Origin of the sequence: Intrasporangium sp., assembly GCF_051961875.1 — a bacterium.
In the GTDB taxonomy this organism is placed as follows: domain Bacteria; phylum Actinomycetota; class Actinomycetes; order Actinomycetales; family Dermatophilaceae; genus Intrasporangium_A.
Genome location: NZ_JBQCCV010000269.1, coordinates 1 through 12741, shown reverse-complemented (window position 1 = coordinate 12741; position 12741 = coordinate 1). Strand labels below are relative to the sequence as shown.

Here is a 12741-nt window from a genome sequence, read left to right as displayed (position 1 = left end):
GCTGCGGCTAACGGAGACGTAGCCGCCACGAACAACAGCGGAAACCTCAAGTTCGGCAATGTTGCCTGCAAGACAGACAACGTGGCCACCGCGACCCTTTGGATCGTGCGAAAGAGTGCCAACAACAAGGAGACGTTCGCCAACGGAGCGACTGTCACCTTCACCGTGAAGACCGTTGAGGGGGCCGGCCTCACAGCAGCCTCGCCCACCGCAACGATCACCCTGCCGAACAATTGGACCGGCTCGGCGGACGACACCGCCAGCAAGTCGGTCACCGCTCCGGTGCACCTGCTGTCGACGACTTCGGGGGCCGGCAACGGCAAGGTGACATATGAGGCCTCTGGGAGGAGCGCCACAGGTACCAACGCCACCCTGACACTGTCGACGTTCGTGAACGTCTCATGGACCACCGGTCCGTGTGTCACGAACACGCCGCCGACCGTCACGGTCGCCGGGCCGACGGCCGGAGCGTCGTACGAGTACGGCCAGGCCCCGACGGCCACGTGCATGGTGACGGACAAGGAGGACGGCCCCAGCTCGTTCCCTGCCACGATCACCCCGGGCACCGACGTGGTGGATGGCATCGGCAGCTACACGGCCTCGTGCTCTTACACCGACTCGGGCGGCCTCACGGGTGCGGCCAGCGTCACGTACAGCGTGTCGAAGATCCCGACGTCGGTGGCTATCACCTGCCCACCGTCGGTCACCTACACCGGCCTCGCCCAGGAGCCCTGCACCGCCGTGGTGTCCGGGCGCGACCTGCCCAGCGGCACCAACGCCCCGATCACCTACGGCAAGAACATGAATGCCGGGACGGCAACCGTGAATGCTGTCTATGCGGGTGACTCCCACTACGGCGGGTCCTCTGCGTCCAGCTCATTCCAGATCATCCCGGCGACTTCGAAGGTGACGATCACCTGCCAGAACCTCGTCTACACCGGTGAGGTCCTGACGCCCTGCACCGCGGTCGTCTCCGGCGCCGGCATGGAGGACCTCTCCGTACCGGTCAACTTCCCCGAGGCGACGAATGCCGGCACCTGGACGGCCACGGCTTCCTGGGAGGGCGACGCGAACCACTACGGCAGCAGCGACTCGCAGGAGTACACGATCGACAAGGCCCCGTCTAAGGTCACGGTCTCGTGCGACTCCGGTTCGGTCTACACCGGCTCCCAGATCAAGCCGTGCAGCGCGGTCGCCACGGGTGTCGGCATGAACGACGTCAGCCTCGAGGTGAAGTACGCGAACAACGTCGACGCGGGCATCGCCACGGCATCGGCAAGCTGGGAGGGCGACGACAACCACGTCGGCGACTCGGACTCGGCGACCTTCGAGATCGGCAAGGCTGACTCGACGATCGACCTCGCATGCGATTCCGGTTCGGTCTACACCGGCTCGGCAATCGAGCCGTGCCACGCGACGGTGACCGGCGCAGGCGGCCTCAACCAGGGCGTCAGTGTGACGTACACGGACAACACCAACGCGGGCACCGCCACGGCGACGGCCTCGTATGGCGGCGACGACAACCACAAGGACGCGACCAAGTCGACGACCTTCGAGATCGCCAAGGCGGACTCGACGGTGACGATCTCCTGTCCCGCGATCGCATGGTTCACCGGCAGCGAGATCAAGCCCTGTTCCGCAACGGTCACGGGCGCTGGGGGTCTCAACCAGCCGGTTGCCATCACCTACGGCAACAACACCAAGGTGGGCACTGCAACGGCCTCCGCGACCTACGCTGGTGATGACAACCACACCAGCAGCTCGGCAAGCGCATCCTTCACGATCAAGGGCTTCACGCTCAACGGCTTCTACCAGCCGGTGGACATGGGGATGCTCAACACGGTCAAGGCCGGCTCGACGGTCCCGCTCAAGTTCGCGGTCCTCAGCAACGGTGTGAAGCGCACCGATGTCGCAGTGGTGGCGGGCTTCAGCACCAAGGGGCTGGCATGCAGCAGCTTGTCGGACCTCGGTGAGGCGCCGGTCGACGTTATCTCCACGGGAGGCACGGCGCTGCGCTACGACGCGTCGGCCGGCCAGTTCATCCAGAACTGGCAGACCCCGAAGACGCCGGGCTCCTGCTACCGGGTCACGATGACGACCATCGACGGTGGCAGCATCACGGCTGACTTCAAGCTGAAGTAGTCCAGAGCAGCAACGGATCGGGCGCCCCGCTCACTCGAGCGGGGCGCCCTTTCCATGCCCACTATCGACGCCACCCAGATCCCACCGATCCGCTGACAACCTCCGCCGACTCCTCATCCGCTGCCTCGCTGAGCGACCCAACGGGGTCCGCTGCCCCGCTGAGCGGGGCACCGGGACAGGGCCTCGAAACAAGGTGCCTGGGGCGGGTGGGGCGGCGGACTCACTCGACGTCGAAAGCTACACTTTCGATCGGGCGGGTCAGCGGGCGAGGCAGGCGCCGGACGCGACGCTGGACCCTGCCGACCGGGCCTTGTTGAGCACGGGCTTGGCCTCCACGAGGGTCAGGGCGTAGCCGGTGTTGTCGTCCTCGATCGACTTCGCGAAGACGACCCCGACGACCCGGCCGGACGTGTCCAGCAGCGGGCCACCCGAGTTGCCCGGCTGCACCTTCGTATAGAGCGAGTAGATCTCGCGAACCACGGAGTCCTGGCCGTAGATGTCCCGGCCCCGCGCCTCGAGCACGTTGCGCACCCGGGCGGGGACAACGGAATACGGACCATCGAGGGGGTATCCCGCGACGACGGCCCCCTCCCCGCGGCGGAGCGAGGGCCCCAGCTGGAGAGCGGGAGCCGGCAACCCACGGACGCGGAGGATGGCGAGGTCGCGGCCCGGGTCGAAGACGACGAGCTCAGCGGGATACCGGTCGCCGGTGGGCGTATGCACCCGGACCGTCTCCGCGCCCGCGACGACGTGCGCGTTCGTCACGACGAGGCCCGGCTCGAGGACCCAGCCGGTGCCCTCCTGGGCGGACGCGCAGCGGTTGGAGTCGGTGGTCACCTTGAGGATGGAGCGCTGCGCGGCGGCGATCGCCTGCCGCCCGATGACCCCGCGGTCGGGCGGCTCGATCGGCGCGATCGGCTCGGGCGAGAACCCGCCGAAGACCTGCGGGAACCCTTGCTGCGAGAGGAAGTTCCGGAAGCCGGCGAAGAACTGGCCGGTCTGTGAGGGAACGACGCGGTTGATGGCGCTGATGACCTTCGAGTCGCCGACGGCCTTCACCAGGGCAGGGTTGCCGGAGGACCGCAGCGCGCCCCCGAGGAACCAGATGATGAGCGACGCGGCGACCACGACCGCGACCGCGCCGAGGGCGGAGTCGAGGCCACGCGCGACGCGCGGACCGACCCGGCCCCGGACGGAGTGGCCGAGGAGGCCCCCGAGGAACTGGCCCAGCCAGCCGAGCGCGATGACGCCGACGACGAGGGCGACGATGCGGATCTGCGGGTTCTCGGCGATGGCGGCGATGTGGGCGAAGAGGTTGGGCAGCTGCCAGACGCCGAGGGTGGCGCCGGCGAAGAACCCGAAGAGTGAGAAGAGGCTGGCGATGAAGCCGTGCCGGTAGCCGGAGAGTGCGTAGGCGATGAGAACGAAGGTGAGCGCGAGGTCGATCAGTGTGGAGCCCGTCATCGTGGCCTCACCCCCTCCGTCCGCCGAGGTAGCGCTCGGGCAGCGGCCGCATCGTGTTCGGGTCCCAGGGGCGGGTCAGCCCGGCAAGGTCGAGGGTCCGGCTCAACAAGCCGGCCGTGAAGCCCCACAGGACGAGGTGGTCGATGCCGAACGCCGGCCCGACGAACCCGCTCGGGTGCTGCACCGAGTAGCGCGACGCCGGGTCGACGAGATGCTGTAACGGCACGTCGAGGACCTCGTGGACCTCAGCCGTGTCGACGACGCCCACGGGGGTCGGGTGCCGCCACCACGCGAGCACCGGCGCGACGACGAACTGGCTCGGCGGCAGGAACAGCGACGGCAGCACCGTCACGACCTCGACGCCGGAGGGGTCGAGCCCGGTCTCCTCCTCCGCCTCCCGCAGCGCCGTCTCGATGACGTCGTCGTCGCCGGGGTCGCGGGCCCCGCCGGGGAACGCGATCTGCGCCGGGTGCGAGCGCATGGTGTGGGACCGCTCGATGAGCAGCACGTGCTCCCCGTCGGCAGCCGCATCGGCGGGCGCCGGACCGAAGAGCATGAGCACGGCCGACTCGCGTCCCGAGTCGTCGTCCGGTGGCAGGAACTGGCTGAAGTAGTCAGGGTCCGTCGTCTCGAGCCGCTTCACGAGCGTGTCCATCCACGCCGGGCGCGGCTGGCCCGACGCCCCCGGAGCGATCACCCCCGACGTGCTCGCGTATGCCGCTGAACTGGGTCGAACCTGCTGGGTCACTTGGGCGCCAGCTCGAACTTGAGGAGCTTGGCGGCCTTGTCGGGATCGGTCTCGCCGATGCCGTAGGAGGGACAGAGCTTGGCCACCGGGCAGGCGCCGCAGGCCGGGCGCTTGGCGTGGCAGGTACGGCGGCCGTGGAAGATCACGACGTGGCTGAGCATGGTCCAGTCGTGCCGGATGAACAGGTGCCCGACGGCGTGCTCGACCTTGACCGGGTCCTCCTCGTCGGTCCAGCCGAAGCGGCGCACGAGCCGGCCGAAGTGGGTGTCGACCGTGATCCCGGGGATGTTGAAGGCGTTGCCGAGCACGACGTTCGCGGTCTTGCGGCCGACGCCGGGCAGGGTGACGAGGTCGGCCAGCTTGTTCGGCACCTCGCCGTCGAAGCGCTCGACGAGGGCCTGGCCGAGCTTGATGAGGGAGTCGGTCTTGGCCCGGTAGAAGCCGGTCGGCTGGACGATCGACTCCATCTCCTCACGGTCGGCGCCGGCGTAGTCGGCGGCGTTCCGGTACTTGGCGAAGAGGATGGGGGTGACCTTGTTGACCCCGACGTCGGTGGTCTGGGCGGACAGGATCGTCGCGACGAGCAGCTCCAGCGGGTTGGTGAAGTCGAGCTCGCAGTGGGCGTAGGGGTAGCGGTCGTGGAGCTGCCGGTACATCTTGCGGGCACGGCGGGTCAGCGCCAAGGACGACTCTTCCCGCACTACCGCTGCCACACCAGCAACTCTATGTTGGGTTCCCCGCTGATCGGCAACCCCGTGGTTATCGACCTGCTGAGGATCCACTGTCCCTCTCTGCCGGTTTGAGGTATTCCCGTGGCCTCTGCGTCTACGGAGATACCTCAAACGGGCAGGGCTTTGTCCACGACCGGCTCCCGTCGAGGCGGTCCTCCACAGGAACCAGACCGTGTCTGGCCCCGCGCGGCGGGCCCCGACACGGTGGCGGCATGAGGAGTGTCGACAGGCGCAGCATCGCAGTCGGTGTCGCGGCGGACCACGGGGGCGTTGTGAGCCGTCGGCTGCTTCGCGAGGAGGGCATCACGGCGGCCGACATCCGCGCTGAAGTGCATGCCGCGCGATGGGTTACTCACGGTCGGCAGACAATCGCCGTCCACAATCGCCCCCTCTCCGATGAGGAGAAGCGGTGGCGGGCCATCTGGGAGGTCGGGCACGACATTGCTGCGCTTGACGGGGTGACTGCGCTCCAGGCGGCCGGCCTCCGCGGGTATGACGAGGAGATGGTGCACGTCTCCGTGGTCCACACCTGCACCATCCACCCGGTCGAGGGCGTCCACCAGCACAAGGTCTCGCGAAACCAGCCGCGACTGGTGTCTGAGGTCGGCATACCAAGGGTCCCGCTTGCTGTCGCTGCCATCCGCGCCGCGCACTGGGCATGGACGGACCGGCAGGCCGCCCTGATCCTGCTGATGACCGTCCAGCAGCGCCTCGTCAGTCCTCAGCACCTCCGGGCTGCCGCCAAGATCACACGCGGCAGGCGGCGTCGTGCGTTCGTGCGGGACTTGGTCCGGGACATCAGCATGGGCGTCCAGGCCATCGGCGAGCTCGACTTCTCCAGGCTCTGCCGAGAACGACGGCTCCCCGAGCCGGTCCGTCAAGAGGTCCGAGAGGACTCCCGCGGCCGGGTGTACCTCGACGTCCGGTTTCGATGTGGGCTCGTGTGCGAGATCGACGGAGTCCAGCACGACTTCGCGCTCCAACCGACAACGGACCGCATCCGTCAGAACGAGGTCACGCTGTCGAGCGACAAGGTGTTGCGCTACACGAACATCGGGCTACGCCTCGACCCGGATGTGTTCTTGGACCAAGTCGAACGTGGCCTGCGACAGCTGGGTGAAATCGGCGATGACAACGGCCGCCCCCCAGCCAGCTGAGTCAGGCACACTCCCTACCGAAAACGGGTTGAGGTAATGCGATGGCAGTTGCGGGCTTCGCTATACCTCAAACGCGGGAAGGAGGACCCTGCAGTGTGCCCCTGCCAGAGCCGTTGAGGTAATGGGGTGGCCTCTGGATGCACCGGAATACCTCAAAGCGGGAGAAGGGACAGGATGGTGGCGACGACCCGGGCGAAGGCGGGGGCCTCCGGGTCAATCAGGGAGTAGTGCCCGCAGTCGTCGAGCACCTCGAGACCCGTGTCCGCACCGAGGTCGCGACACCGCTCGACATACCGGTCCGTCACCGCGACCGGCACGATCTCGTCCTGCCGGCCGTGCAGCAGCCGCACCGGCACCCGCGGCGGCAGCGACTCCACCGGGTCCGCGCCCCGCCACACGTCCGGCGCCTTGTCCGGGCCGGCCCCGATCCAGTCACGGGCCGCCCCGTCCCCGAGCCCCATCGCGAACGTCGCCCGGAGGTCCACGCACCCGGCCAGCGCGACGACGCCAGCCAGCCCATCGGCCCATGTCTGGTTCGCCGCCCACGCCACCAGCTGACCACCGGCCGAGTGCCCGACCAGCACCACCGGCTCCGGCAGGGACTCGTCGGCCCGCACGGCAGCGACCACACCACGCACATCGGCGAGGGCCGCCGGGAGCCGGCCCAGCGGCATACGGGTGCGTCGGTACTCGGCGACCGCGACGTGGAAACCCGCGTCCGCAAGCGCGGCAGCCTGGCTGCCCGCGTGGGTCCGGTCGTACGTCGGTCGCCAGAAGCCGCCGTGCACGACGAGCACCGTCGCCCCGAGCGGGTGCGCCGGCTCGCGCACGTCGTAGACCTGGTCCGCATCCTCGCCGTATGCCGTGGTCCGGGCCGCCGGGGGCGCCTGACGTTCCAGCACGGCGTCGGACCGCGGGTCGGGCGTCGGCTTGGTCATGCGGGCATCCTGCCAGCGGGGGCCGATGAGTAGGGTGAGGCGCATGACCACGTGGGAGTACTTGACCGCGCCGCTCCTCATCCACAACACCAAGCAGATCCTCGACAACTTCGGGGCTGACGGGTGGGAGCTCGTGCAGATCGTGCCGGGGCCGGACGGGCAGAGCCTCGTCGCCTACTTCAAGCGTCCGAAGGGCTGAGCGATGTCGACTGTCGAAGAACGTCTGTCCGAGCTGGGGCTCACGGTGCCGGAGGTCGTGCCGCCGGTCGCGGCATACGTGCCGGCCGTGCGCGACGGCAGCTACATCTACACGTCGGGCCAGCTGCCCATGGTCGACGGCAAGCTGGCCGCCACGGGCAAGGTCGGCGCCGAGGTCGGTGCCGACGACGCGAAGGAGCTCGCCGCCCGGTGCGCCCTCAATGCGATCGCCGCCATCAAGGCCGAGCTCGGTGACCTCGAGAAGGTCGCGCGGGTCGTCAAGGTCGTCGGCTTCGTCGCATCCGACCCGTCGTTCACCGGACAGCCCGGTGTCATCAACGGCGCGAGCGAGCTGCTCGGGAAGGCCTTCGGCGACAAGGGCGTCCACGCCCGGTCCGCCGTCGGCGTCGCGGCCCTGCCGCTCGACGCACCCGTCGAGGTCGAGGTCATCGTCGCCGTCTCCGAGTGAGCTCGGCATGGCTGAGGGTTCGGCGCTGACGCGCGACTTCCCGGTGACCGCCGACCTGCCGATGGCGGGAGCGGGCTCGCGCTGGCTCGCCGGTGAGCGGTGGACGCCGGCCGACCCGCGACGGGCGAGCACCGTGATGCTCGTGCGCGACGGCTCGGCCGGGACCGAGGTCTTCATGCTGCGCCGGGTCTCCGGGATGGCCTTCGCGCCGAACACCCTCGTCTTCCCCGGCGGCGGGTGCGACGTCCGCGACGGCGACCCGGACCTGCCGTGGGCCGGGCCTGCTCCGGAGGAGTGGGCCCGGTTGCTCGGCTGCGACTCCGCCGTCGCACAGATGTATGTCGCTGCCGCCGTCCGTGAAGTGTTCGAGGAGACCGGGGTGCTGCTGGCCGGCGCCTCGGCCGATGCGCCGCTCGCCGATGTCTCGGGGGCGCAGTGGCGTGAGGTGCGGCGTAGCCTCGTCGACCGGGAGCTCTCGCTGACCGGGGTGCTCGAGGAGGCGGGGTTGGTGCTCCGCTCGGACCTGCTGGCCGTCAAGGCCCACTGGCTGACGCCGGAGTTCGAGCCGCGCCGGTTCGACACCTGGTTCTTCGCCGCGCTCATGCCCGCGCACCAGGAGGCCGACGGCGACACGAGCGAGGCGGACGAGTCGGCGTGGGTCTGGCCGGCCGAGACCATCGTGGCGTTCGCGCGGGGCGAGGCGGTCATGCTGCCGCCGACGCTCGTCTGCCTCGAGGAGATCGCGGCTGCGGCGAACGCTGAGGACTTCATCCGGCACACCGAGCACCTGCGCCTGATCATGCCGACGATCGTCTCGACGCCCGACGGCCCCGCGATGCGGATCTCGGTCTCGTGAAGGGCGCCGCGGCCGACCCCACGTGGAGGGGCGGCGAGATCTCGGAACGCGCGTCGTGCGTCCTCTGCCCCAACCCGGGGCCGATGACGCTCGACGGGACCAACACGTGGGTCGTCGGGGAGCCCGGATCGTCCGAGGTGGCGATCATCGACCCGGGTCCGCTCGACGAGGGGCACCTCGCTGCGGTGCTCGACGCCGTCGCGCAGTCCGGCCGGCGCGTGGCCCTGACGCTGCTGACCCACCACCACCTCGACCACGCCGAGAGCGCCGACCGGTTCCATGAGCTGACCGGGGCGCCGGTCCGGGCCTTCGGCAGTGGCCATGACGACGTCCGGCCGGGCGAGGTCATCGACGTCGGCGGCCTCGAGATCCTGGCCGTCGAGACACCGGGACATACGGCCGACTCGTTCTCGTTCGTGCTGCCCGCCGACAACACCATCCTGACCGGCGACACCATCCTCGGCCGCGGCACCACGGTGGTCGCGTGGCCGGACGGGCACCTCGAGTCCTACCTCGAGTCCCTCTCCCGGATCGAGGGGCTGACGCAGGCCGGCACGGTCACGAGCCTGCTGCCCGGCCACGGCCCGTATGTCGCTGACGCCGCCGCCACCGTGTCGTTCTATCTGAAGCACCGGGCCGAGCGGCTGGACCAGGTCCGGTCAGCACTGGCCGCGGGCGACTCCACGGCCCGCGAGGTGGTCGAGCGGGTGTATGCCGATGTGCCGCAGGAGGTCTGGCCGGCGGCCGAGCTCTCGGTGCAGGCCCAGCTGGAGTACCTCCGCGAGCACGACTGAGCCCGCCTGAACTTCGCCGCGGTGGACTTGGGGCGGCCTGAGCCCCCGAGCTCCCGCCTGAACTTCGCCGCGGTGCAGTTCAGGCGGTGCCGCGGTCAGCGTGCGCGGCGCTTCAGGCGGTCGACGTCCTGCAGCAGCACGGCCCGAGCCTCGAGCTTGAGCCACCCGCGGGTCGCGAAGTCTGCGAGCGCCTTGTTCACCGTCTCGCGGGAGGCACCGACGAGTTGTGCCAGCTCCTCCTGGGTCAGGTCGTGCGACACGAGGATGCCGCCCTCGACCGGGCGGCCGAACCGCTCAGACAGGTCGAGCAGCGCCTTGGCCACCCGGCCGGGCACGTCCGTGAAGACGAGGTCGGCGAGGTGGGCGTTGGTCCGGCGCAACCGCTGGGCAAGCGCCGCGAGCAGGCTCTTCGACACCTCCGGCCGACCGGACAGGATCGTGCTCAGCGACTCGTGCTTGAGGCCGAACAGCTGCGTCTCGGCCACGGCGGTCGCGGTCATCGTCCGCGGGCCCGGGTCGAAGAGGCTGAGCTCACCGAACATCTCGCCCGGGCCGAGCACCGCCACGAGGTTCTCGCGGCCGTCAGGGCTCGTCCGGCCGAGCTTGATCTTGCCCTCAGCAATGACATAGAGGCTGTCACCCGGGTCGCCCTCGTGGAAGAGCACGTCGCCGCGCTCCATACGCGAGCGGGTCATCTCCGCCTGCAGTGCGGCGGCCGACTCGTCATCGAGAGCCTGGAAAAGAGGCGCGCGCCTCACCACATCGAGATCCACGGTGCCCAGTGTGCCATGGGGCGTATGCTGTGGCGCCGCGTCCCGGGCCGCCCGCGGTTTGAGACCCCTCACACCCTGCGCCCGCCACCGGAGCACCCCCTCCCGCGACGGGGAAAGAAGCGAGCCGGCGAACCGGCGGCAATAGGGTGGGGAGGGTGACGACCGACTGGACCGACGCCCGGCTGCACATCGTCACGGGCAAGGGCGGCACCGGCAAGACGACCGTCGCGGCAGCCCTCGCGATCGCCCTGGCCAGCAACGGTCGGCGCATCCTGCTCAGCGAGGTCGAAGGGCGCCAGGGGATCAGCCAGACATTCGACGTGCCGCCGCTTGGCACCGAGGAGACCCGCGTCGCGCGCACCGCGGGCGGCGGCGAGATCGTCGGGCTCTCGGTCGACGCGAAAGCGGCCCTGCTCGAGTACCTGCACCTCTTCTACAAGCTCGGCCGCGCCGGCAAGCTCCTCGAGAAGTTTGGTGCCATCGACTTCGCGACGACCATCGCACCGGGCGTCCGGGACGTCCTCCTGATCGGCAAGATCTACGAGGCGGGCCGACGGCGCAAGGACGGCAAGCATCGGGGAGCCAGCCCAGCGGCATACGACTCGATCGTGCTGGACGCCCCACCGACCGGGCGGATCGGCCGCTTCCTCAGCGTGAACTCCGAGGTCGCCGACCTCGCCCGCGTCGGGCCGATCCACTCGCAGGCCGGCTCGATCACGACCATGCTCGAGTCCGACCAGACGGTCGTGCACATCGTGACGCTCCTCGAGGAGATGCCGGTGCAGGAGACCGTCGAGGCAGTCCGTGACCTGCGCGGGAAGGGCCTGCACGTGGGCGCGATCATCGTGAACATGGTGCGACCGCCCTACCTCGACGACGCGGCCCTCGCGCAGGCCCGCGCCGGCCGGCTCCACAAGCCCTCGATCTCCACCCAGCTCAGCGAGGCCGGTGTCTCGGTCACGCCGGACCTGCTGGACGGGCTGCTCGACGAGGCGCAGAACCACGCGCTGCGGGTCGACCTCGAGCGCGAGCAGCTCGCGATCCTCGAGGAGACCGGGCTGCCGATCTACCAGCTCCCGGCGCTGCCGGACGGGATCGACCCCGGCGAGGTGCGCGAGCTCGCCGACGCCCTCATCGAGCAGGGGATGGTCCGATGACCCCCGCCGCGACCCCCGCCGCCCAGCCGCAGCAGACCTCGGGCAGCCGCGCCAGCCAGGCCGCCCCGAACCTCGACATCGACGCCCTCATCGGCGACCCCGGCATCGGGATCATCGTCTGCTGCGGCTCCGGCGGGGTCGGCAAGACGACGACCGCCGCGGCCCTGGGGGTGCGCGCCGCCGAACAGGGCCGGCACGTCGTCGTCCTCACCATCGACCCGGCTCGCCGGCTCGCCCAGTCGCTCGGGCTCACCGCGCTCGACAACACGCCCCGGCCGGTGCACGGGATCGACACGTCCAGGGGCGGCTCCCTCGACGCGATGATGCTCGACATGAAGCGGACCTTCGACGAGGTGGTCCTCGCGCACGCCGACCACCAGAAGGCGGAGCAGATCCTCGCGAACCCGTTCTACCAAGCGGTCAGCTCGTCCTTCGCCGGCACGCAGGAGTACATGGCGATGGAGAAGCTCGGCCAGCTCAAGCAGTCGGTCGACCGGTGGGACCTCATCGTCGTCGACACTCCCCCGTCACGGTCGGCGCTCGACTTCCTCGACGCGCCGAACCGGCTCGGGTCGTTCCTCGACGGCCGGTTCATCCGCCTGCTGTCCGCGCCGGCGAAGGCGAGCGGCCGGGCCGGCCTCAAGGTCTTCGGCGTCGGGGTCCAGATGGTCAGCGGTGTCATGACGCGGATCCTCGGCGGCCAGATGCTCCACGACGTGCAGACCTTTGTCGCCGCGCTCGACACGATGTTCGGCGGCTTCCGCGAAAGGGCGGACAAGACCTATCGCCTGCTGTCCGAGGACGAGACGGCCTTCCTCGTCGTCGCCGCTCCGGAGCGCGACGCGCTGCGCGAGGCGTCCTACTTCGTCGACCGGCTCGAAGCAGACGGTATGCCGCTCAGCGGGCTGGTCGTGAACCGCATCGGTCGCGTCGTGGCTCCGGGGCTCTCGCCTTCACGGGCGCTCGCCATGGCCGAGTCGCTCGACGACGGCACCGGTCCGCGCTCGGCGACGAACGCCGCCGGCGTGCTCCGGCTGCACGCGACGCTGGTCCGGCAGGCCGAGCGGCAGCGCGAGCTGGCGGAACGGTTCTCCCGCGGCCACCCAGAGATCCCGGTCGCGTACGTGCCGGCACTCAGCCAGGACGTGCACGACCTCGAGTCGCTGCGCGAGGTCGGCGACGCCTTGGCCGAGTGACGCCTGGGCGTAGTCGTCCCTGACCGGGTGAGGCCCGCCCGCTGGAGGTGTGGTGCTCGCTCGACGACCGAGGGCCCTCCCGCACCTCGGCCGTCGCCCCAGCACCACACCCACCACA

Annotated in this window: 13 protein-coding genes; 8 read left to right on the top strand and 5 right to left on the bottom strand. The window is 69.9% G+C overall.

Annotated elements, in window-relative coordinates; all coding sequences use genetic code 11:
* Positions 1–2142: PxKF domain-containing protein (locus ACTHJJ_RS16595; protein WP_440304052.1), on the top strand; the 2142-nt coding region annotated here is incomplete at its 5' end.
* A 258-nt stretch (positions 2143–2400) separates the two neighbouring features.
* Here the strand turns inward: ACTHJJ_RS16595 and ACTHJJ_RS16590 are convergent.
* The 3 genes from ACTHJJ_RS16590 to nth all read right to left on the bottom strand — a co-directional run bounded on the left by ACTHJJ_RS16590 (position 2401) and on the right by nth (position 5067).
* Complete coding sequence (locus ACTHJJ_RS16590; RefSeq protein WP_440304051.1) at positions 2401–3606, bottom strand: MarP family serine protease; 1206 nt, start codon at positions 3604–3606, stop codon at positions 2401–2403.
* A 7-nt stretch (positions 3607–3613) separates the two neighbouring features.
* Positions 3614–4261: an NUDIX hydrolase gene (locus tag ACTHJJ_RS16585; protein ID WP_440304050.1), complete on the bottom strand. Its 648-nt coding sequence runs from the start codon at positions 4259–4261 to the stop codon at positions 3614–3616.
* An 89-nt stretch (positions 4262–4350) separates the two neighbouring features.
* Positions 4351–5067 (bottom strand): endonuclease III, encoded by a 717-nt coding sequence (nth, locus tag ACTHJJ_RS16580; protein ID WP_440304049.1) that lies wholly within the window; start codon positions 5065–5067, stop codon positions 4351–4353.
* A gap of 230 nt (positions 5068–5297) precedes the next feature.
* Between nth and ACTHJJ_RS16575 the strand changes: the two genes are divergently transcribed.
* Complete coding sequence (locus ACTHJJ_RS16575; RefSeq protein ID WP_440304048.1) at positions 5298–6242, top strand: hypothetical protein; 945 nt, start codon at positions 5298–5300, stop codon at positions 6240–6242.
* Between the two features lie 152 nt (positions 6243–6394).
* Here the strand turns inward: ACTHJJ_RS16575 and ACTHJJ_RS16570 are convergent, their stop codons facing one another.
* On the bottom strand, positions 6395–7180 hold the full coding sequence (locus tag ACTHJJ_RS16570; protein ID WP_440304047.1) for an alpha/beta hydrolase family protein: 786 nt from the start codon (positions 7178–7180) through the stop codon (positions 6395–6397).
* A 43-nt stretch (positions 7181–7223) separates the two neighbouring features.
* Between ACTHJJ_RS16570 and ACTHJJ_RS16565 the strand changes: the two genes are divergently transcribed.
* From ACTHJJ_RS16565 to ACTHJJ_RS16550, 4 genes are read left to right on the top strand one after another with little or no spacing between them, the layout of a single operon-like run.
* On the top strand, positions 7224–7379 hold the full coding sequence (locus ACTHJJ_RS16565; protein ID WP_155892959.1) for a DUF4177 domain-containing protein: 156 nt from the start codon (positions 7224–7226) through the stop codon (positions 7377–7379).
* Positions 7380–7382: 3 nt separating this feature from the next.
* Positions 7383–7847, top strand: a complete 465-nt coding sequence (locus tag ACTHJJ_RS16560; RefSeq protein ID WP_440304046.1) for a RidA family protein — start codon at positions 7383–7385, stop codon at positions 7845–7847.
* Between the two features lie 7 nt (positions 7848–7854).
* Positions 7855–8703: an NUDIX hydrolase gene (locus ACTHJJ_RS16555; protein WP_440304045.1), complete on the top strand. Its 849-nt coding sequence runs from the start codon at positions 7855–7857 to the stop codon at positions 8701–8703.
* A complete protein-coding gene (locus tag ACTHJJ_RS16550) occupies positions 8700–9497 on the top strand; it encodes an MBL fold metallo-hydrolase (RefSeq protein ID WP_440304044.1) in 798 nt (265 codons plus the stop codon). The genes ACTHJJ_RS16555 and ACTHJJ_RS16550 overlap by 4 nt, the downstream gene beginning before the upstream one ends.
* Positions 9498–9592: 95 nt before the next feature.
* On the opposite strand, the gene ACTHJJ_RS16545 is transcribed toward ACTHJJ_RS16550, so the two are convergent.
* Complete coding sequence (locus ACTHJJ_RS16545) at positions 9593–10270, bottom strand: Crp/Fnr family transcriptional regulator (RefSeq protein ID WP_440304043.1); 678 nt, start codon at positions 10268–10270, stop codon at positions 9593–9595.
* Between the two features lie 155 nt (positions 10271–10425).
* On the opposite strand from ACTHJJ_RS16545, the gene ACTHJJ_RS16540 reads away from it, so the two are divergent.
* Together ACTHJJ_RS16540 and ACTHJJ_RS16535 are read left to right on the top strand one after the other, a co-directional pair.
* On the top strand, positions 10426–11427 hold the full coding sequence (locus tag ACTHJJ_RS16540) for an ArsA-related P-loop ATPase (RefSeq protein ID WP_440304042.1): 1002 nt from the start codon (positions 10426–10428) through the stop codon (positions 11425–11427).
* A complete protein-coding gene (locus ACTHJJ_RS16535) occupies positions 11424–12623 on the top strand; it encodes an ArsA family ATPase (RefSeq protein WP_440304041.1) in 1200 nt (399 codons plus the stop codon). Before ACTHJJ_RS16540 ends, ACTHJJ_RS16535 begins: the two co-directional genes overlap by 4 nt.
* Positions 12624–12741 lie beyond the last annotated feature (118 nt).